The sequence below is a fragment of the Candidatus Profftia lariciata genome, assembly GCF_020541265.1.
In the GTDB taxonomy this organism is placed as follows: Bacteria; Pseudomonadota; Gammaproteobacteria; order Enterobacterales; family Enterobacteriaceae; genus Profftia; species Profftia lariciata.
Map to the genome: position 1 here is coordinate 162,987 of NZ_CP045925.1, position 25,655 is coordinate 188,641.

At 21.3% G+C, this 25,655-nt stretch carries 12 protein-coding genes; 3 read left to right on the plus strand and 9 right to left on the minus strand.

The window, feature by feature from the left end; genetic code table 11:
* Positions 1–118 precede the first annotated feature (118 nt).
* The 4 genes from coaA to queE all read right to left on the minus strand — a co-directional run bounded on the left by coaA (position 119) and on the right by queE (position 7,370).
* Positions 119–1,066: a type I pantothenate kinase gene (gene coaA, locus GII40_RS00365; protein ID WP_226813432.1), complete on the minus strand. Its 948-nt coding sequence runs from the start codon at positions 1,064–1,066 to the stop codon at positions 119–121.
* Positions 1,067–1,739: 673 nt separating this feature from the next.
* Positions 1,740–3,320 (minus strand): glutamine-hydrolyzing GMP synthase, encoded by a 1,581-nt coding sequence (gene guaA, locus GII40_RS00370; protein ID WP_226813433.1) that lies wholly within the window; start codon positions 3,318–3,320, stop codon positions 1,740–1,742.
* Between the two features lie 89 nt (positions 3,321–3,409).
* Entirely contained in the window at positions 3,410–4,861 is a 1,452-nt protein-coding gene (gene guaB / locus GII40_RS00375; protein ID WP_226813611.1) for an IMP dehydrogenase, read from the minus strand.
* Positions 4,862–6,698: 1,837 nt separating this feature from the next.
* Positions 6,699–7,370 (minus strand): 7-carboxy-7-deazaguanine synthase QueE, encoded by a 672-nt coding sequence (gene queE, locus GII40_RS00380; protein ID WP_226813434.1) that lies wholly within the window; start codon positions 7,368–7,370, stop codon positions 6,699–6,701.
* 2,790 nt (positions 7,371–10,160) lie between these two features.
* Here queE and grxD point away from each other — a divergent pair.
* Entirely contained in the window at positions 10,161–10,499 is a 339-nt protein-coding gene (gene grxD, locus GII40_RS00385; RefSeq protein ID WP_276310603.1) for a Grx4 family monothiol glutaredoxin, read from the plus strand.
* Between the two features lie 2,138 nt (positions 10,500–12,637).
* Positions 12,638–13,498, plus strand: a complete 861-nt coding sequence (pdxY, locus tag GII40_RS00390) for a pyridoxal kinase PdxY (RefSeq protein WP_226813435.1) — start codon at positions 12,638–12,640, stop codon at positions 13,496–13,498.
* Positions 13,499–14,349: 851 nt separating this feature from the next.
* Here pdxY and lnt read toward each other — a convergent pair.
* From lnt to ydiK, 5 genes are all read right to left on the minus strand, one after another.
* Positions 14,350–15,897 (minus strand): apolipoprotein N-acyltransferase, encoded by a 1,548-nt coding sequence (gene lnt, locus GII40_RS00395; RefSeq protein ID WP_226813436.1) that lies wholly within the window; start codon positions 15,895–15,897, stop codon positions 14,350–14,352.
* A gap of 11 nt (positions 15,898–15,908) precedes the next feature.
* On the minus strand, positions 15,909–16,790 hold the full coding sequence (gene corC / locus GII40_RS00400) for a CNNM family magnesium/cobalt transport protein CorC (RefSeq protein ID WP_226813437.1): 882 nt from the start codon (positions 16,788–16,790) through the stop codon (positions 15,909–15,911).
* Between the two features lie 95 nt (positions 16,791–16,885).
* Entirely contained in the window at positions 16,886–17,353 is a 468-nt protein-coding gene (gene ybeY / locus GII40_RS00405) for an rRNA maturation RNase YbeY (protein WP_226813438.1), read from the minus strand.
* 1,510 nt (positions 17,354–18,863) lie between these two features.
* On the minus strand, positions 18,864–19,208 hold the full coding sequence (gene erpA, locus GII40_RS00410; protein ID WP_226813439.1) for an iron-sulfur cluster insertion protein ErpA: 345 nt from the start codon (positions 19,206–19,208) through the stop codon (positions 18,864–18,866).
* Positions 19,209–20,467: 1,259 nt separating this feature from the next.
* Complete coding sequence (ydiK, locus tag GII40_RS00415; RefSeq protein WP_226813440.1) at positions 20,468–21,559, minus strand: AI-2E family transporter YdiK; 1,092 nt, start codon at positions 21,557–21,559, stop codon at positions 20,468–20,470.
* A 2,576-nt stretch (positions 21,560–24,135) separates the two neighbouring features.
* Here ydiK and zwf point away from each other — a divergent pair.
* The gene (zwf, locus tag GII40_RS00420; protein WP_226813441.1) at positions 24,136–25,593 is read left to right on the plus strand and encodes a glucose-6-phosphate dehydrogenase; all 1,458 of its coding nucleotides are present in this window, start codon (positions 24,136–24,138) and stop codon (positions 25,591–25,593) included.
* The last annotated feature ends 62 nt before the right edge of the window (positions 25,594–25,655 follow it).

Below are 25,655 nucleotides of genomic sequence, written 5' to 3' on the forward strand. Positions count from 1 at the left end.
AAAAAATATTATATATTTCTACTATAATACTATACTTCACTATTGTATAGTTAATTGATTTATATATTTAAATATTAAAATTATGTTGTTATAATTTAACTAATATAATGAATTAATATTATTTGCGTAAATATACTTCATCAATGATATGATTTTTACCTTTAGTTATAATAAGATTCGCTCGTTCACGAGTTGGCAAAATATGTTTTTTCAAATTTAATCCGTTAATTTCTTTCCATATATTTATTGCTATTTTTATTGCTTTTGATTCTGGTATTTGAGAATAACAATGAAAATAAGATGCTGGATTATTAAATTCTTCTTTTCTTAATTTTAAAAATCGGTTGATATACCATTTTTGTAATAGTGCTTCAGGAGCATCTACATATATTGAAAAATCAATAAAGTCAGAGACAAAAATAGGACATTTATTTTGCAACTGATCTATACTACCTTGCAAAATATTTAATCCCTCAAGAATCAAAATATCTGTTTTTTCAAAAATTGTATAACTATCTGGTACTATATCGTAAATTAACTGTGAATATTGTGGGGCCATTACTTGTGAATTACCTGCTTTAATTGCTGATATAAATCTTACGATACCATGTGTATCGTAAGATTGTGGAAAACCTTTTTTTTTCATTAATCCACGATTTTGCAATACCTTATTTGTATATAAAAAGCTATCAGTAGTAAGTACTTCTACTTTTTGATCTACGGTACTATGACTTAATAATATTTTTAATATATTTGCAGTTGTACTTTTTCCTACGGATACACTACCAGCTATTCCTATAATATATGGAATATGATATTTATTTATTCCTAAAAATTTTTGAATTAAAATTTGACGTTTTAAGTGAGAACTAAAATAACAATTTAATAAAAAAGAAAGAGGTAAATATATTTTAGTTACTTCTTCTAACGAAAGTTCTTCATCAATATTTTTGAGATGAATAATTTGTTCTTTAGTTAAAACTAAAGGTAATGAACGGCTTAATGAATGCCATTGTTGTCTATTAAATTTTAAGTAAGGTGTAGTGAATGATTGATCTTTCTTCATATACTCAAATATTGCCTGTTAATATAAAATTATAATAATGATCAATATTAGTAATTATATATAATTATGCAAAATCTTACAAACTATCATTCAATTTTTCTTTATTATATTATAAATTTTTTATAAAGTTTATATTATTAGAATAATAGATATGATATGATTAAGAATGATATTTTTTTAAAAAATTACTTAGTACATTGATACAATAGATATATAATCAATTAATAACTATTAAAAATAATGTTTAATATTATAGATATTTTTATAAACATTTTATTAATTTTTAATTAAATATCTATGTAAAGTAAAAAACAACACAATTTTATATGTATGCAACAAATTGCAATAAAAATTTTTGTAAATATTTTATTGATCTATTTAATTATATTATAATAATGAATCAATATGATCAATTTTAGAATATGTATATTATGAATACATCAGATTATGAGGTTAATACTATACAATATATAAATGAATAAACTAATAAAATATATTATATATTATGTGAATACAATAATATATGATAACATTGAATATCTTAATAAAAATGTTTTTTATAATTTTTAGTAGTATTTTTCTAAGTAAAATTTATACAGAATATTACAAGTAATACTTATAATTAAATTAATTAATATAAATATTATTACTAATACTAGTAATTATTATTATTTTATTCCCATTCTATTGTTGCTGGTGGTTTGCTAGAAATATCGTATACTACACGTGAAATACCATTTACTTCATTAATAATACGATTAGATACATAGCTAAGAAAATCGTATGGTAAGTGTGCCCAATGAGCAGTCATAAAATCAATAGTTTCTATTGCACGTAGAGAAACTACCCAATCATATTGACGAGTATCTCCCATTACACCAACAGAACGCACTGGAAGAAATACAGTAAATGCTTGACTAATTTTATGATATAAATTAGCTTTATATAATTCTTCAATAAATATAGCATCTGCACGACGTAGTAAATCGCAATACTCTTTTTTAACTTCTCCTATTATACGTACGCCCAATCCTGGTCCTGGAAAAGGATGGCGATATTGCAGTTCGTATGGTTTCCCTAATACCATATAAAGTTTTAAGACCTCATCTTTAAACAGATCTTTTAAAGGTTCTATTAGGCCTAACTTCATTTTTTTTGGTAATCCACCTACGTTATGATGTGATTTTATTACCTGCGATGTATTATTTTTTGATGCAGTTGATTCAATAATATCTGGATATATAGTACCTTGTGCTAGCCATTTTACATTAGGAATTTTACAAGCTTCTGTTTCAAATACTTTAATAAACATACAACCTATTGTTTTACGTTTTTCTTCAGGATCTGTAATTCCAGTTAATGCAGTTATAAAATGTTCTGCAGCTTGAACATAGATAATATTTAGTCCTAATTTTTTTTCAAAAATTTCTATTACTTGCTCATTTTCATTAATCCGTAAAAGACCATTATCAATAAATATGCAAGTTAAACGTTTACCGATAGCACGATGCAATAATAAAGCTGTTACAGAAGAGTCAATACCACCAGATAATCCTAATATCACATTATCTGTACCTATTTGTCTACGGAGCTTTATAATAGTATCTTCGATAATACCTGCAGGACTCCATAATGTTTTACAGCCGCAGATATTTAAAATAAAATTTTCTATAATACGTTGACCTTGATCAGTATGTGTTACTTCCGGATGGAACTGAACGCCATAGAATTTTTTTTCTTCATTTGCTATTACAGCATAACAACAATTTTTTGTGCTAGCAATAGCTAAAAAGCCATCCGGCATAACAGTAACTTGATCATTGTGACTCATCCATACATCTAGCAATGGTGTAGTACCTGTTTGTGTGAAGTAATTTTTAATATTATAAAATATTTTACTATATGCAGTAATTTGTAATTGTGCATAACCAAATTCACGTTGAGTAGAATTTTCTACATAACCACCAAGCTGAATAGCCATAGTTTGCATTCCGTAACATATGCCTAATACAGGGATTCCAGCAGTAAAGACATATTCTGGTGCACGTGGACTGTTGTGCTTACTACTATTTTCTGGGCTACCAGATAAAATAATACCACTTGGATTAAATATTTTTATTTGTTCTTCGGTAATATTCCAAGACCATGATGCACAATATACACCTATTTCACGTACGCGACGTACAATAAGTTGAGTATATTGAGAACCAAAATCTAAGACTAAAATACGAGATTTATGAATATTTTTTGTCATATAAGACCTATTTATAAAGTCATAAAAAATAAATCAATGATTAATAATTGATCTAAAATAAATATTCTATTAATCAGTATATTAGGTATTCAGGATGATGGATAATTAGGTGCTTCTTTTGTAATAATTACATCGTGAACATGGCTTTCTTGGATACCTGCACTACTGATACGCACAAATTCTGCTTTAGTACGTAATAAATCAATTGTAGGACAACCAGTAAGACCCATACATGAACGTAATCCACCCATTTGTTGATGAATAATTGTTTTCAGATGACCTTTATATGCTACACGACCTTCGATACCTTCAGGAACTAATTTATCTGCTGCATTATCATTTTGAAAGTAACGATCACAAGAACCTTTAGACATTGCACCAAGTGATCCCATACCACGATAAGATTTAAATGAGCGTCCTTGATAAAATTCTATTTCACCAGGAGATTCTTCAGTACCTGCTAACATGCTCCCTACCATTACACAGCTTGCTCCAGCTGCTATAGCTTTAGCAATATCACCAGAAAAACGAATACCACCATCAGCTATAACTGGAATACCTGTACCTGCTAGCGCTTCAACTGCATCAGAAATAGCAGTAAGTTGTGGTACTCCAACACCAGTAACAATGCGAGTGGTACATATAGAACCAGGACCAATACCAACTTTTACTGAATTCACACCTGCTTCTACTAAAGCCTTTGCACCAGCTGCAGTAGCAACGTTACCACCAATAATTTGTAGGTAAGGAAATTTAGCTCTAGTTTCACGAATACGCTTTAAAATTCCTTCGGCATGACCGTGAGAAGAATCAATTAATAAAACATCAACATCAGCTTCTACTAGCGCTGCAATACGCTCTTCGTTACCAGCACCAGCACCAACACGTAAACGACCATATTCATCTTTACATGCATTAGGTTTACGCTCAGCTTTTTGAAAATCTTTCACAGTAATCATACCACATAAGTGAAATTGATCATCTACGACTAGTACTTTTTCTACTCTTTTTTCATGCATACGTTGCAAAACTACTGTACGAGGCTGACCTGCTTTCACTGTTACTAAACTATCCTTAGGAGTCATAACAGCAGTAACTGGTTGTTCTAGATTAGTTACAAATCGTACATCACGTCCAGTAATAATGCCAACTAGTTCTAGTTTTTCAGTAACTACAGGATATCCAGCAAAACCATTACGTTCAGTAAGTTTTTTTACTTCACGTAAAGTAGTTATTGGAGTAACAGTTTGTGGATCTTTCACTACTCCGCTTTCATATTTTTTAACACGACGTACTTCATCAACTTGACGTTCAATAGACATGTTTTTATGGATAAAACCAATTCCACCCTCTTGGGCGATTGCAATTGCTAAACGGGATTCAGTAACAGTGTCCATTGCTGCAGATAATATTGGAATATTCATGCTAATAGATGCAGTTAATTGAGTGCTAAGATTAGCAGTGCTTGGTAAAACATTAGAGTATGCTGGAACTAAGAGCACCTCATCAAATGTTAGGGCTTCTTTAAGCATACGTATCATAGGCAATATCTCACCAGAGTGGTCAATCAAAAAATTTAATATTGCCTTCGCAATATACAGTCCTAATACAATTATATCCAGTGTTATTTATTAAAATAGACGCAATTTAATATAATAACATAAATTATAAAAACAAATATATGAATAATTTTATAAAATAAAATTTATAATTTACTTTATTTAAGTAAGTTAATTATTAACAATAGTAATATAAATTAAATAATTAATTAAATAATAATATTTTATTATTTGTTCTTTTTTATTATATTAATACTACATTTAAAGATATAATATTTCTTATGTAAAATCCTTAATATATGCAAAAAAATATTTATTTACTTAAATTTTTTAAATTAAAATATAAAAGATATTAATATACGTAATTATTCTTGTTACAACAACTATGTAATAATTATAAAATAAAAATATTTATGTATCTTCTATTAAGATATACTTATTTAAATCATTGTTTACAAATTATTAAAATAATTTTTTTAAGAAAAGACTGTATTATATATAATAAATAATTATTATTATATTTATTTTTGTTCATGATACTAAAATCTTGTGATAAGATTATAATCATAAAATATTTTTTAATATAACATAATGATATATAAAAATATTATTTAATATTCTAATCTCTTTACATCCATCAAGATCATAAATTGAAATAACTTAATAGAACAATAATATTCAAGAATAAGAAAGATGCAACTATTATATAGATTAGTAAAATGAAATAAAACGTATAGTTCTGAAATATTTTTATATAATCAGTTCATATAAAAAATTTTTATTAAATCATTATAGATGATATAAAAAATAATATTATTCTCGTCAATGACCATTCATTAGTAATTAATCTTTCGTGAGAATTATTAACTAATAAATGCTATACAAAATAATTAAATATAAAAGTAATCATCTTGTAATGATTAGCTAATATATTAAGTATTTAAAAAAATAATTGTTTTAATAAAATAATATAATATATTATTAATAATAAATTATTTTATTGATTGTATTTCATAAATTATTTATTATCAATAATAAGTTATATTAAATTTTTAATTAATAGAATAGTTCTAGTAGAATTTAAACTATATATTTGCATTAGTTAATATAATATAAAGAGATTAACCTTGTAATAATAAAGATATTAACATATTAAATATTTTATATTATTTAGTAATAATTTATAGTAGCAAAATATCAATTATTAAAAATATTATATTCATTTTAAATTATAATATAATTTTATATATATTATTTTAGTACTTTGTAGATTATTTTATTAAAAATACAGTAATGTAAATGATTATATAAAAAATATTTATATAGATTTAAACTCTATTATATTTAACATATGCATATATTTATTATATAATATATAAATAATTTATTTTATCTATTTAATTTTAATTTAATCTTAATCTAAAATAAATCATGATATATCTTTAAAAGAATAATTATACTATATTATAGATAAAATATATTAATTAAATTATTATTATAATAATTTACTAATATAATATTTATTTTATCAGGTAAAAGATAAAAAATTTTTATTATTAATAACTATTTAGAATTATATATTAAAATTAAAAATTTTATTAAGTAATATATAATAATTAATTTTGTAAATTATTTTTTATTAAAAATGTAACATGTACATGATATAATGTATTAAATTTTAATAAATAATACATCCTAATAATTTTCTTATTAAGAATACTTATTATAGATATTTATTTAACTAGTTATAAGAAAATATATATTATTTTACGTAATATATTATCAATATCTTTATAAAGATTTACTAAAAGATTAAATTTTATAAAATATTTAAATATTTATGAGTCTGTATAGATAAACGCCAATTACGTGTGATGCAAGTTTTAATGCATAATTTAGAGGCACTATCTTTTTGACTAATAGGCTGTAGAGCAATAATACGTTTTTTATTATCATTAAGAATAACTAGTAAGTCATCTAATTTTTTAATATCACTTTTACGTGCTACTGGATGTTTGATTTCATCTGAACGAATAAGTGAAGACTGAAGAACTTTCATTTTACTTTTCATGTTTATTTTAGGTGAAAGTGTAACCCAAGTTGCATCTGAACAAAGAATCTCATGAGTACCACTAGTTTCGATTTGGCATGATAAATCTTGTTTATTGAGCAATGCTGTAAGAGGTCGTAAATCATGCATGCAAGGTTCTCCACCAGTAATAACTACATGACGTGCAGTATATTTATGTTCATGAATAATTGTTAAAAGCTCTTCAGAAGTTGCGTTGCCCCATGTATCAGTTTCTGTGGTTTTCAGTAGAACTTCATTAATATTTACTCTACGTATAGGGATTTGTTTCCATGTATGCTTAGTATCACACCATCCACATTCTACCGGACATCCTTGTAGACGAATAAAAATAGCGGGGACACCAGTGTATAAACCTTCCCCTTGTATAGTCTGTAAAATTTCATTTATTGGATAAAACATAAAATTCTCGTTATTATATTTCAGTAATTTATTTTTTATGATATTAAAATACATTTAACTAATTATATCTATAATGGTAAATAATATTATTTTATTGTTAATATATACACAAAATTTAGCTCAAATTTAATTTGATTAAACACATTATTATTATGATTTTTTTAAAAAATATAGATAATAATAATTGTTTTAAAAATGATATAAAAATTATTAATATTAATCATATTACTATTTTACTTTAAAGTTGATTTTTATAGCTAAAATTTTTTTGCAAAAAAATAAATTATATTTACTACCGAATATCAACGTTAAGTGCATAAATAAATAATATTTTTTAATAAGTATGATTTAATGCTTTTTTACTAAATTTTTATTTAAGATATAATAAACAAATTATATACAATCTCTTAAATTATTAAATTAATCATTAAAATGTTTATTTGATTTGTAAGCACATTACATATAGCAACATATTTATTACTATGTATTTTATTGTGCAACTATTTAAATAAATATATATAGCTCGATAAAATAACTATTTATAATTAATTATATAATAATTATCTATTTTATTTATAAAGTAACTAAGATATCAACAAAATATATAGTATAGTAAATTATCTTAAATATTTTATGATGATTATGTTATATAAATAATTAAAAATAATACAATTAATGATTCCATAAACTAAAATTAGTAATTATATAACATTACTTATAAATATGTACTATTTATTGTTTTTTTATTTCTTATATAATAAAAAAATATCTTTTTACAAAAAAGATCAAAAAACATTTTCTAATAAATATTGATTTTTTTGATCATTATTAAGTTAAATTTATCTTTTATTTATTAATATAGATAATCTAGTGTTATGTTCTTAAAAATTATTCATATTAGATTAATAAAATTTTTAAAATTTCCTGCTAAATTTTTCTTTAATATATTGAATATAATGAATGATATTATATTGCATAATATAAAAAATATATAATAGAGTAAAGTATTTTTGTATATCTATACTTCTATAGTATGATTCATATATCAAATTAATTATTAATTTACTTCTATATTAATTGTAATATAGTTAATTTTAATAAAATTAACTATATTATCAGGTATCATATACTTTGTTATTAATTTTATTATCGCATTTACTAAATAAAAAATATCTACTCAATTATATATTAATATAGATATTATCTGCATGAGTTATTAATAATATTAAATTTTGATAAAAAAAATTAATATATAGTATATATTATGCATATAAAATATTATATATTGTAGGTATGATAAATAACTTATATTTTTTATTTATAAATTTTAATTTTATTTTTATTCCAAAAAAATTAATACATATTATATATTTTATATATCAATTAAATTATATTAATTGTTTTCTTTATTTTTAGTATTAATTAAATTTATACGTAATGATATTTCTAGTATTTTTATGATTATATTATGATGATAATATTCATTAAGTGTATTGATAAATATCAAATTATTTATTAAGGTATATACAATAAATAATACTTATTTTAATAATATAGTAATAATATTTATTATAAATAATATTTTATCTAATATAAAAATTTATTACATGACTATAAATGTTTTATTAATCATTTCTTGATTATAAGTAATATTTTATTAGTCATAGTTTTCCTGTGAATTAATAAACTGTATTGCAAGTTAAACATAATATTATTATGTATATATTTTAATAGTTATATATATAATATTTAATTAATTTTTTATGTAATAAAAAACTGTTATTTATAATATAATTGTATTATTGTTTATTATATTATAATAATTATTATTAATTGTACTTGTAATACAAATGATGTTTTATAAACTATATTTTATTATAAAACAAATTAATAACATTTAATGATAATCGTATAATCTCATATCGTAATGTTTTTTAATAGAATGATTGTAAAATATAACATATCAATAAAAAGAATTTTTTATTTGTTAATATATTATAAGTTAAAAACTTATATTTCGTCTTAAAAATTATTTTTTAGATCTTTATTTATAATAATAGACATATAAATTATATTTTATAGCTATTTTCTATAAAAATTAACAATTAATTTTTTAAAAATATATTTTTACTGTATACATTAAGATAATTAATTTAGTTATGACATCATAACAACTACCATTATTATTAATAATATTATATCTTTATTATGAAGCATTAGTTTAGCGTATCTAAGATACTAAAGTATTACTCATGAATAATAGTTAGATAAATTTATAATAATTTTTACAAATATCATAATATAATCTTATAAACTTTAATTAAAATAATAACTATTGTTTGAATAATTATGATATATTGTATTTTTAAATATATTTATTATATAATAATTTTATTTTTCTAAAAGTTAATTAATTTAATTATGTTATTTACAATAAAAGTATCCAAGAATATGTAGTAAGTAAATATTTAAGAAACAAAAATCATATTTGTTTATCTGTTTTAATATGTTATATATTATATTTTTAGAATATAGATATAATAGTTGACTATATTAATGTACTAAAGTTATAGTATCTCTTGTGAAACAATTATATATCGTACATAATAAAATTCTTATATATACAATTAAAAATTTTTTATTAAAATAAATACATAAATAAAAATATTTTTTTAAAAAATTTAATAATTTACAGTATTTTAAAAAATTATTATTCTGATATCGTATATTAGGAATATTTTATACATAAATTTTCTCAATATAAATATTCACTTAGGAAAATAAATTATTATGACTACTTTTGAAAAAATTCAATACCAACTTGTTAAAAATCCCATTATTTTGTACATGAAAGGTTCACCAAAATTACCTCTTTGTGGATTTTCAGCAAAAGCTGTAAAGTTATTGTCTGCTTGTAGTGATAATTTTGCTTATATCGATATTTTACAAAACCCTGATATTCGTGCTGAGTTACCTGCATATGCTCATTGGCCAACTTTTCCGCAATTGTGGGTTGAAAAAGAGCTTATTGGTGGTTGTGATAGAATAACAGAAATGTATCGTACTGGAGAATTACAACATCTTATTAAAGAAACTGTAGAAAAATATACTATTGATCAAAAATTATAACATAATTATTACTTATATGCCTATATAAAGCATAAATTATTTATTAAATAAACTTTTTAAGTTAAAGCATATGTTATAAATAATTTTATTTTTTTTAAAAATTTTATATACAATAAACAATAAATATTTTATATATTTAGTTAGATTAATGATATATGATATAAAAAATTATTTAATAATATTAGAAATTATAGTGTAATAAAATAATTTTTAATATAATTATAACATGTATAATATTATCAATAAGATAAAATATACTTAATTAACTAAATAAATTTATACTTAATAATTTACAAAAATTTTATATTATTAGTCATATAATGGTGTATTGCATGATACAATAATTATGTATTATTTTGCATATATAACATAAATTATGTATTATTTCTATATAGTTTATATGTTTATGAATAATACCTTAAACATGTAAAATTAATTATAATATTAATTTTTTTAATACAATTCACTGTTGATTAAATGAATAGCATATTATCTGTTAATAATGTTCGTAATACTTATAATAATACTAGATTATTAAATCTATAATTTATTTTATATCTTATAATATAACCTTATTAATACCGTATAATAATACAAATATTTCATATTTTTGTATATATTTCTATTATTAATAATATACTAAGTATATTAAAATATTTATGACAAAATACATTTAAAATTAATTTTGTATTTCCTTATTTTTGTAATTATTTAAATAATAATATTGTATATATTAATATTTCTAATCAATAATATATTAAAAATATTATTATAATATTAATTTTAATAAATTAATTATTTGTATCTATAGATCTATCTTTTACTAAATAATATTCAGTATATTACAAATTTTTTAAACCATAATTTTATCATATTGTTAAGATACATATATTAATATATCTGTACTATTACTAATAGTAATATGTTAAAATATAATCTATTGTCTAATGAGTATAATAAATAATACAATATCTAAAATAATCAAAATAATTTAAAGAGATATAAAGACTAATTTTAGTTAAAATGCAATAAATAATATTTTTTTTAAATAAATATATTACTAATAAAGTATTATTTAATATACAAAGATTTATGGAAAATTATTGAATTAATCTAGTAGATTTTTTATTAATTTAATATTAAAATAAATAAATTATTTATAGTTTTTATATTATAATAATACAGTTGATATTATTTATATAACATATATTATATATTTTTGTAAAAAATTATTTAAACTAACATAAATTCATGGAGTACTTATTTTATTAAAATAATATTTAATATATTATTATAGTGTAATTTTATGTATAGTATTAATTATTCATATTATTATTTTTCAAATAAAAATCTTAAATAATATTTATAATAAATATTAGTATATTACTAATTAAAACTAATTATGTATTGCAATGTTGTATATGTTTTATAGATCATAGGAATATACTAACTAAATTAGTTAGTACTAAAGTATTGAATATTATTTAATAAATTTTTAACTAAAATATTATTTTTAATAAAATAATTAACTAATTGTTACATCTGCATTTAAATAATTTTTAATAGTAAATATTAATTATAATTATCATATCTTTTTAAAAAATATAATATTTTATATTTAAAAATAATAAATAGATCATATAATAAATTTTATTATGATATATTTAATATTAATTTATTACATTTTTGAATTATTTAATATAGCATATTTACTTATTATATTTTTATAACATAAAAATTAATAATATATTTTGTATATTATAATATATATTGTATATATATTAAATAATTCAGTTCATACAACTAAATTAGCTATATTATTTGTAATAAAATATCATCTTTATAATTATATACCTAAAATATGGTTATATTATACATCTTAAATATTTTTATAACATCTTAAACAAGACATTAATATTTATTTTAAATTAGAAATATTTCTTTCATGTAAAAAATTGATTCAATCAATTAATAATTTATATATTAATATTAATAAATTTACACATATCATAAAATTTAGGTTTTATTTTCGATAATGCTATGTTAGTTTTTTATGATAGTTTAAAACTAAGTGCTTTTATTGATTTGGCTGATAAATAAAATAACTATCTTCAATACAAATAATATAGGCCAGATCTATGAAAAATATTTTATCTATTCAATCTCATGTAGTCTTTGGTCACGCAGGAAATAGTTCTGCTGTATTTCCTATGCGTCGTATGGGTGTAAATGTCTGGCCGTTAAACACAGTTCAATTTTCTAATCATACTCAGTATGGCCAATGGACTGGTATTGTTATGCCAGCTAATCATTTAACTGAAATTGTGCAAGGAATTGCAGGTATCGATCAACTAAAAAACTGTGATGCTATATTAAGTGGATATATTGGCTCACCAGAGCAGGGAAGACATATTTTAGATATTGTGCGTACAGTAAAAAATGCAAATTCTAATGCTTGGTATTTTTGCGATCCAGTAATGGGACATCCAGAAAAAGGCTGTCTTGTTGCTCCTGGTATTGCTGATTTTTTTGCGCATGATGCTTTAAAAGATAGTGACATTATAGCACCTAATTTACTTGAGCTAGAAAGATTAAGTGGAAGTAATATTAAAAATGTAAAAGAAGCACTAATTGCTGCCCGTAATATAATTGCTAATAGTAGTAAAATTGTTTTAATTAAACATTTAGCTTGTGCTGGTTACGATAAAAATAGTTTTGAAATGATTTTAGTTACAGTTGATCAAGCATGGCATATTCATCGTCCATTGGTAGATTTTGGTGAACATCATCCAGTAGGTGTTGGTGATTTAACTAGTGGACTACTATTAGTAGGAATGCTACAAGGTAAGTCATTAAAAGAAGCATTAGAGTATATGACTGCAGCAGTATATGAAGTAATATTAATTACTAAAAAAATGTGTACTTATGAGCTACAGGTAGTAGCTGCTCAAGATCGCATGGTTAAACCAATACATAAATTTATAGCAATAGCTATATAAATAATTTTGTATGTATATTATATTGTAATAATTAACAAAAATTTTTAATTATTAATTAAATAAACATTGCTTGCATTTATATATGATATGATTATTTTTATTAAATAAATTTTGATAAAATTAAATGAATAATATTCACTTTAATAATATATCTAATATAATGTATTATTAATATTTTTAATATACTAATTACAATAAAGATTGTTTATGGATATATTTGTAATATCAATTGATATCTAGATAAAACTTATAATGTATAAAAAATTATTTTCTGATCAATACTATGATGTACTATCTTATTAAGATAGTAGTATGAATTTATTTTATAATTTCTACTATTTATATAATTTTATGATTCTTCAAGATTAATAAATTAGGTATATACATTCTTATAGTTGAATCAAGAAACTTTAAAAGTTAATTATATAAATAATAAGTATTTATATCAATAAAAATAAAATTTATATATTCAATAAATATAACCATTGTTTTGTTTAAAATACTCATTACTCATAATAGCAATATAAGTAATAAAGAAGTAATTATGACAAAATATTTTTTACTATAAACAAGCATGATAATATAATTGTATTAATATACTATGATTAAAATAATTATTCATTTCATTAAATATTACTCATAAAATTATAATTTAATCTTATAGTTGTTAAAATAAAATATTTAATGTAATATTATTGTTATTACTTAAGTATGTAATACTATTAAAATTAACTTAATAATGTTAATATAAATTACTTAATAAAAGTAATATATATCGCATTATTATGTTACATACTATTTAGTATGTCATATTATATATAATTTACTAAATAAATATATATTTAGATAGACTATATATTAGTAGATTTATTAAAATAATTATTTTTGAAGTTTAAAAATAGCGCTAAATTCAACATAATAAAAGTTATATTCCATAATGGAATATAACCAAAACGAGCATAAGGAGTAATACCAGTAGTTGGTAATATAGTTGCTTCTAGAACTTTACGTTCAAATTGCGGTATATGAGCAATAATTTTACCTGTGGCATCTATTACAGCAGTAATGCCGTTATTAGTGCTACATAATAGAGGACGACCAAGTTCTAATGCACGCATACGAGCCATTTGTAAGTGTTGCCAAGGACCAATAGAGTCTCCAAACCAAGAATCATTAGAAATAGTGAGCAAAAAGTTAGTATTAGACAAAAAATTAGTTCGTACTTCTTCACCAAATACTATTTCATAGCAAATAGTAGCAGTTATTTTATAATCTTGTGCTGTCAGTGGCGGTTGAATATACTGGCCTTTACTAAAAGATGACATAGGTATATTAAAAAAATGAGCTAAATGCATAAATATATATTTAATTGGTATAAACTCTCCGAATGGTACCAGATGATATTTATCATAACGGTTCTTATTATCATGCTGATAAGGTATGTAATCTCCTAATACAATAATAGTATTATAATAATGTGATTTATATGCATCTGTACGCTCATCAATAATACCTGTAATCAGAACACTGTGGTATAATCGATATAATCTATCTAGCATATTTAAAAATTTTTTTTGATGTTTTTCAGTATCTATAATTGTAGACTCAGGCCAAATAATAATTTTATTCTTACCTAAATAGGGTCGAGATGCATCTATATAAATCTGTAATGTATTCTTTAGTGAATTTGTATTCCATTTTATGGATGGTTCAATATTGCCTTGTACTAATGCAACATTAACAGGTTTATTATACTGTTTATAAAACCATTCAATTTTACGCAATGGCAATGGACTTAATAATAATAAAAAAGCTAAAATTGTAGGTATTACTTTAGACAATGATATAGATAAGACTAATAAACCGCTAATAGTTATTAATAAATAAGTAATAGTTTCTACACCAAAAATAGGTATTAGCCCTTTTAAAGGACCATTTATTTGGCTATATCCAAATTGTAACCAAGGAAATCCTATACAACCATAACCTCTTAGGTACTCAATAATTTGCCATAATGCAGGAGATACAATAACTAAACGCCAAACATTCGTGATGGGCCAAAAATAATTTAGTAATCCAGAAAAAAACATAGGATAAAGAGCAAGATATAAAATAAGTATAATTATTATTAATATATTAATAGGAATTGACATACAACTAAATTGTTTTATGCTAAGATAAATCCAGTTAATTCCGGTACCAAATAATCCTATCCCCCATGAAAAACCTAATACAATAGTTTGTTTAGTTGTTTTATTTAAATTAATAGACAGCAAACCTATGATAGAAAGTAATGCCGCTGGCCAAAAATCATATGGAGAAAATGAAAAAGTACCAATAGCACCTAGTATACAAGATAATAAAATCAGCACATAATTATATTGAAATAATAAAGACATATTATTATATACTATGCATTCAATATAGGTTCAGGAGAATTAGGCGGTACTTTAACATGAACCTGTATAATTCGTCTACTATCTACCATAGTAACTCTAAATTGATAGCCATCTATATTAATTATTTCACCACGTGTTGGTAAATGTCCAAATGCTTGCATGATTAAACCACCTATGGTATCTACTTCTTTATCACTAAAATGGGTGCTAAAAATATCGTTAAAATATTTAATGTGAATTAGTGCATGTACTGTATACATCTGACGACTTATTTGACGGACATCACGATCTTCTACTTCATCATATTCATCATCTATTTTACCTACAATAAGTTCTAAAATATCTTCAATAGTTACTAAGCCAGCAACTCCGCCGAATTCATCAATAACGATTGCCATGTGATAACGTTGTAAACGGAATTCTTTAAGCATGCGATCAACACGTTTACTTTCTGGCACAATTACAGCAGCGCGTAATATTTTTTGAATACTGAATGGTTCTGCAGTGCTATGCATAAACTGTAGTAAGTCTTTTGCCATTAATATTCCTTCAATATGATCTTTGTCTTCACTGATCACTGGAAAGCGAGAATGTGCAGAATCAACAATAACATCTAAACACTCTTCCAGAGTTTGATTACATTGTACAGTAATCATTTGACTTCGTGGAATAATAATATCACGAACTCGTTGTTCGGCAATATCCATTACACCTTCTAACATATCACGGGTATCAGGATCTATAAGTTCATTTTGTTCAGAATCACGAATTAATGTAACTAAATCTTTACGGTTTTTAGGTTCTTCATGAAATAATAGGTTAAGAATAAGTGAAAAAAATTTTTTTTTGATACTAGGGCTATCGGTAGCGTTTTGCGAATGATCATCACTCATAGTATTAATGTATGGTTACCTATAATTTTAACGTTTAATTAACAATTGGTAATTGCGTTGTTATTCTTGAATACATAAGTTCTAAAAATATGAGATTATTGTTGAGTAAATATACAATCAAATATTTTTAGTTTATGCAAAATTTCCATTTCTAAGGTTTCCATTTTTGTTGCTTCTTCTTCTAAGATATGGTTATAACCTAGTAAATGCAAAACTCCATGTATAACTATATGTGCCCAATGTGATTGCACATTTATTTTTTGATCTTTTGCTTCTTTTTCTATTAACTGACGACAGATGATAATATCACCTAATAATGGTATATTCATGCTAATAGGTGCTGTGAATGGAAATGATAACACGTTAGTTGGTTTATTTTGACCACGATAAGTCATATTTAGCAAATAGCTTTCAGCATTATCTATAAGACGAATGGTAACTTCTACTTTTTTTGTATAATGTGATTGTATAGCTGCTTCTAGCCATTGTCTAAAATTATTTTTAGTAGGAAGGCTATCAATTTTTTTGCAAGCAATTTGTAAATCTAAGATTACATTACTCATGTTTTATCTTTGTTTAAATGATATTAAAATACGATCGTAACATATTGTATGCTATATACCAGATATTATAGTATCATTAAAGATACTATAATATGTAGTATATTTAGTAATAAATATTTTTTCTAATTAATTGAAAATTTATATTTATTTAGGTATTACTGCTAATCAATAGTACTGAATAAAATATAGTAGATTATATATAAATAAAATTCTATTTTATTAAGATAAGTAATAACCTCTAAATTGATGTATCTATAATTATTTTATTACTATGTCATTTCTCATTCTTAATATGTCATTATAATATTTTAGTATCTTTGAATTAATATTATATTCTGAATTATACTGATATTTATAATATAATATTTTTTATCTATTATAAAATAATATATATAAATATCAGTAGTAAACTGTATATTTATTATAGAATATATTTATATTATTTATAATTCGTATAAAATATTAAAGTATTAATATTAATGGTATATTTTTATATGTTACGATGTAGTTTGATTATGTTGAATAATATTAAAATTTATAGTACTCTATTCTATAGAATCATTTGCGGTAATAAAAACTTTTAATATTAATTTTAATAATTATAATACATTTTTTATAAAACTAAAAATTAAATATATTTTGCAATAAATACTATTATGTTAATAATGATTATTTATAAATAATTTATAATTACTTACATATTATAATAATGATGAATTATAGTTAATAAAAATTATTTTACATTATAAGATAAATCATTATATATTTGTTATATTATATTAATAATAAATTAATAAGTATTGAGTTTTATAGTATAACATTTATTATAATAATTTTATTCAAAAAATATATTTTATATATTAACTTTATTACGTATATAACTTAAATATTATTAATTACTATAATGTAGTTATTGTTAATAATATTATTAATATTTTTTATTTTTCATGATAATATCATTTCTAAGGTTAATTTATTATTAAAAATGATAAAAAGTATTATATATTATAACTAGTTAGATAAAATATTTTATAATTTATTTTACTAATAGTTATAAAGATTTTTAAGATACTAGTAATATAAAAAATTATTTTTTATGAATGATATCTTTAAAATAAGATATTTATATTTTTAAGTAATATTACTATGGGTATCGTTATTTATTAATAATAGTTTAATCTATGTAGTAATATTTTTATGTCTTTATCTAAGATAAGTTTTATTAATATAATTTACTATATACTAATTAATTTTAATTACAAAGAATAAGTTGTACATACAATTCATTTACAATTTTATATTGCTTGATATATTTTCTTATTTTTACTTATTCATAATACAATATTTCTTATTAATTAAATTTCTGTAAAATTTTTAGTAAATACCTATAATTGTTAAATTATGAATATTATCTTAAAAATTAAAATGTATATTTCTGTAAAAATTAAGTTAATTTATTAACTAATGATACTCAATAATAATATATTATCTCATTAAACTTTATTAACGATCAAATGCTGAAAGAGGATCCACAACCACATGTAGTTTTAGCATTAGGATTAATTACAATAAAGCGAGAACCTTCTATATTTTCACTATAGTCAATAGATCCGTTGATTAAATATTGTAAACTAATTGAGTCAATAACTAACATAACATCTTGTTTACAAATAAGAATATCATCTTTATTTACTTTTTTATCTAAAGTAAAACAATATTGAAAACCATTACAACCACCGCCATTAATGTAAACTCTTAACTTTAAGTTTGGTTGTTTTTTTTTTGCAATTATTATTTTTAGTTTTTTAACCGCAGCTTTAGTTAATTGCAGTGGTAAATTGATATCTTTATTCATTTATAATCTTAATCGTTTATTGTTAAATAATTATACTATAAAATAGTTAAACCATGTAATTATATTGAAAAATAAATATTTTATTGATAATAATTATTGCTTATAAAATATACTTTTATGATTTATTGTAAATAGTTACTATTAGTAATAGTACTGTAATTATTTACAGTTTTATAATAAATTAATATTATATATTTTAAGCATTTATTTGTGTCTAATATTGATAAAACGTGTTTTTATTACAAGCAAATATTTTTGCTAATTTTAGAAATTTATTATATTGTGTATTTTTAAAATTTATTATTTAATAAGAAAAAAATAATAAATTATTTTTGAGTATACTACAAATATTAAAATCATTTATATTAAAAATTTTTTTATTTATTAATTGATGATTAAATGATTTTAATATATAAATATTATTATTAATATTTATATTATATGATTCATGTATTTTAATAATTATTTAATTATAATTATATAAATTAGCTTATAACATCAATCTATTGTATATATAATATAAATTATAAGTACAGTGTATACTTTTTTACATCATTCTATTTAATAATAAATAAAGATTGCTTAATTTGTTGTGATTTCTTAATTTGAAGATATACATAATATGTTAAAAGTTATATATTTTCTGTATTATTGCTATATTTTATTAAATATTTATTTAGTAAGTTATAATTTAGATGTATATATAAAAAATATTTTTTTATATTGATAATTTATATATTGTATTTATAATTTATCAATATGTTATTATTTAATAATAAAAAATTTTTTAGTACAACAACAAATAATCTTAATCCAAGATAAATATAATTAGTGCCTAAATTGGCATGCTTAATATTGTATTAAAATATATTTTTTTATTTAAAAGTTATTCAAAAATATCATGTATAATGAATAAAAAATCAGAAAATTTTTTAATAAAAATATTTATAATATACTGTCATCATCAATTAGATATGTTATGTTAAATTAATGTCATTCATTAAATATTTTTTTATGAATTAACTTAGTTATTTAAATATTTTTTATATGATAGTAGTACTACTTAAAAAGTAACTAGTGTTGCTTAATTCAAATATATTTATATTTGATGTAGTTAAATTTTGTGTTAATTATTAATCTAATATTAATAACAGTAAGATTTTTAAATAATATAATACATTACAAAGATCTCTTTTATATGTTGTATTTAAAATACATCATTATAAGTCATATCATGTAATGATCTATTATTTACTTTTTTAGATATAATGTCGTAATTTATTATTAGTCTTTTTTGGTTTAGGAGCTTCTTGTACCCATGATGATACTAAGAGATAGGAAACAGTTAATACAACAGGTCCGATAAACAAACCTAGCATACCGAACGCTAATAACCCACCAATAACGCCGGATAGCAATAATACCATTGGTAAATCAGCACCTATACGAATTAATACTGGACGTAAAAAATTATCTAGTGTGCCAACTATACAACTCCATATCAGTAACATAGTACCGTGAGTACTATCTCCAATCCAATAAAGCCATACAATAGCAGGTATTAATATTAATAATGGCCCAAGTTGTGCAAGACAACAAATAAACATAAATACTGTTAACAACGTTGCATAGTTGATACCACTAATTGCCAATCCAATCCCGCCTAAAATTGATTGCACTAATGCAGTAATCACTATACATAAAGCAACAGAACGAATTGCTTGAACAGCTAAAATAATTACAGCATCACCACGATCAGAACCTAATCGAATTGCAAAATGACGAATACCTAGAGCTACATTTTCACCTTTACTATATAGTAAAGCGCTAAATAAAAGCATAAGTGAGCAATGTAATAAAAAAGATCCTAGATGAGCAGCTTGTGCTAAAAACCAAGTAATGGTTTGACCAATATATGGTTGTATTTTAGCTATTATCATGCTTCCACTATTTGTGAAAATAGCGTGCCAATTTTTATAAATATTATGACCAATTGTAGGAATGCTTTGAAGCCACAATAAATCTGGGATTGACCAGTTTTTAGCTGATGAGGCCCATACTAACATAGATTTGCTATTATTAATTAAACTGCTAATAATTAAAGTAATTGGAATTATTAAAAATAAAAACAGTAATAGTGTCATAAGCAATACAGCTATCCAACGTTTACCCCAAAATATATTTTGTAGGTTAATAAGCATATGCCAAGTTGCAATGACAATTATACTTGCCCATGTTAATTCAAGAATAAATGGTTTTATAATCCATAAGCAAGCAACAATCATTAGTGAGATAAATAAAACTCCAAAAATAATACGAGGTAAATTGTTTTGTTGCAATGATTGATACATTTAAAATTTATCCTAGAAAATTAGTTATTTAATATGTCTTAATCTATTATAAATATAACAATATAGGACTAACTATTATTAGTTACATGTTTCTCAAATACTAATAATAATATTTTTATAAATAGTTTAATAGATATTTAAGTATGTGATATCAATTAAGTTATATATAATATAGTTATATAAAATAACAAAAATATGATTAATTTAAATAATGTATATATTATTTTTGCATTTATTAGATAATAAATACTTAAAAAGTACATATATAATTTATTTTTTTAAAATATTATATATAATTATCTATTGTTTAATATAAACATAAAAATATAAATAAGTAATACTTTTCTTAACTGATATAAAATTTTTTATTATAAATATTAAAATAAAATTATCATTAAGACTGTAACAATATTTTTTTTATTATTAAAAATATATTTATTACACTTAATTATACAATAATAACATTATCCAGTTGTATTGTAGTAATATTACATGTATAAATATTTAAAATAAATAACAATGTATCTTATAAATATTACAAGATTCCATAAAAATTAAATAATATGAATATGTATTTTATTTAAGAAAACGTTATAAAAATTAAATTCAAATAATTATTTATTATTTTTTATATTATATTTATATAATATTAAATATATTTAATATTTATTGTAAATATATATAACAAGTATAATATATGAGCTATATTATAGGTTATTATAAATAAATAATAAAAACCTATATAACATATTTATTAAATATTTTAATATTAAGAATATTAGTAATCTGTATATACTATATTAAGTTATTCTACTATTATTTAGATATTTGTGATTATTAGTTAATATGTTATTGTTAACCTAAATATTATTTTTTATATACATTTATGATTAAAATTATTCATTAATAAATAATATTTAATTATTCTATGTATTATATTACGTATAATATAACTAGACTAGTTACTAGCATATAGCTTAATTAATTTTTTTATTTTATACTTAAAATACAAAATTAATAATTTTTTATTTGTTATTCTTGTATCATTAATAAATAGTATTTAATAGTATTTATTAAATATTAATTTATATATTTATTATGAAAAAATAGTGATTTATAATTAATACAAAATATTTTATATATTTAAAATTATCAATTAAAGTATTTATTTTTTTAAAAAAATTATAGAAATATTCAGTTTATAATTTATTATATATGTCATTTTATTAGAATAATTTTTATGTTTTCTGTTTTTAATATTTTATATATAAAAACTATAAAACAATTAAATATCAATTAAGCCTAAAACATACTGTAATAACTTAAAAGGTTATTCATTAAATAATTAATTAATGAAATGCTTCTTTAATTTAGAATGTTATTAATATTAGTTATAACTTAGTTATATTTAAAATAATAGCTATATTGTTCATACCGCCAAAATTTTTATATGATATTTATTGTAAATAATATTTTTTTAAATTATATTTAAGTTATATTTAATAGTATGATATAATTTATAGTAACTAAGAAAATAATTTAATATTAAATTTTACTTGTAATAAATTATTACTAATTTATATCTAGTAATCTAGATAAAATAATTTTAACAATTATATTATAACAATATTTATATGAAATTAATTTTTATAGAGAATATTATTTTATTTAGTATAATATATTTGTGTATTTAATATATGTAGGATAGTGATTATTTTAATAATTTATATATATTTAATTAAATATTTTAATATATTATGTATTTAAAATAATAAATATATTGAATATTAATATATTTTATTTATATCTTTTATTTATTAATTATTATAGTTTCTTCATTAAGATATGTTAAAATTCATTATTTAAAATTTATTAAAATATTTTTTATTATAATATTATATAATTATATATTTTATTATTATTTACATAAATAATTTTATACTACCTAAGTAATCAAATTATACATATAATATACTATACTCTAGATGTTTCATGTTATAATTATTTTATAAATATGTCTTTTAGGTACTTTTATATATACTTTCCTTAACTATTAATTAAATTTTACTTAATATTACATCGGCATATTTTTAATTATTTATGTATTATATAGTGATATGTAATGCCTTAAGATCACTAAATTAATATATTAATTAATCCTTATTACAATAATAATTAATATTAAATAATAAATAATTTAATAATATTTATGTAGACTCTGTGTTAATAATTGAATATAATTTGTGATATTCAGTATAATTAGTGATTACAAATATAATTATATGGAATAAAGATACAAATACATTGTTCTTTATTTTAAGTAATCAATATTTATTTTATATAAAATATTTAATATATATTAGAGTATAAACATTAATATTATTTCATTAAAAATATTTTATTTAAAAGATACAATAATCTTTATTAAGCTAATACTTAGCTTTTTAAGCAAGAAATTATAATAAAGCAATTTATTTAAAATAACCTTATTTAACTAAATAATTATTAGTAATAATTTTACTAAATTAAGTAATACAAGCAATAAATTGCAGTATTCTGCAACAAGGGAGATGTATATGGCTATTACATCAACAACACAAGCCTGTGATCTAGTCATTTTTGGTGTAAAAGGAGATTTAGCTCGCCGAAAATTACTACCTTCGCTGTATCAGCTGGAAAAAGCCGGTCATATTCACTTAGAAACACGCATTATTGGTGTTGGTCGTGCTGAATGGAATAAAAATATTTTTATTAAATTTGTTTATGAAGCATTAAAATTTTTTCTAAAAGAAAATATTAATAAACAATTATGGACAAGATTTAGTAATCGTTTAGATTTTTGTAATCTTGATGTTAACGATACTCAAAACTTTAAAGATCTAGCTAAAATTATAAATCAGAAAAAAAATATTAATATTAATTATTTAGCGATGCCACCAAGTACTTTTGGTACTATATGTCAAGGTTTGGATGCATCAGGATTAAATAAAAAACCAAGCTGTATTGTCATAGAAAAACCTCTTGGTACTAATTTAGAATCTTCAAGAGTTATAAATAATCAAGTAGCTAAATTTTTTGATGAATCGCAAATTTATCGTATTGATCATTACCTAGGTAAAGAAACAATTCTTAACTTATTAGCATTACGATTTGCTAATTCATTATTTATTAATAATTGGGATAATAGTATTATTGATCATGTACAAATTATTGTAGCAGAAGAAGTAGGCATTGAAGGTCGTTGGGGATACTTCGATGAAATAGGTCAGATGCGCGATATGATTCAAAATCATTTATTACAAATTCTTACTATTATTGCTATGTCACCACCTATGAATCTTTCAGCTGATTGTATTCGTGACGAAAAAGTTAAAGTATTACGTTCTTTGCGTTGTATTGATCGTACTCAAGCACGTAATTATACAGTACGTGGTCAGTACACTGCAGGAATTGTACAAGGCATAAAGGTTCCTGGCTATCTAGAAGAAAAAGGTGCTAACAAAATTAGTAATACAGAAACCTTTGTTTCTGTACGTGTAGATATTGATAATTGGCGCTGGACTGGTGTTCCTTTTTATTTGCATACCGGTAAACGTTTACCATGTAAATACTCTGAAATAGTTATTTATTTTAAGAATACTAAATTTAATCTATTCCGTAATATTTATAATATTTTGCCACAAAATAAACTCACTATTCGTTTACATTCTAATGAAGGGATTCAAATTGACCTTGTAAATAAAGTACCTGGTTTAGATCATGATTATTGTCTTAAATCAACAGCATTAGATCTTAAATTTTCAGAGACTTTTGATCAAGAATATCTAGCTGATGCATATGAGCGTTTATTGTTAGAGATTATGCGTGGTATTCAAGCCTTATTTGTTCGTCGTGATGAAGTGGAAGAAGCTTGGAAATGGGTGGATGCTATTATAGAATCTTGGTCCTATAATCATGAATCCCCTAAATTATATCAAGCTGGTACTTGGGGTCCATATACATCTATTGAAATGGCTATGCATCACATGCGTTAGTAATCAATATATTTTAGGTCAACTAATGATTTAGTATAATATATGAAAAGTAAATTAATATT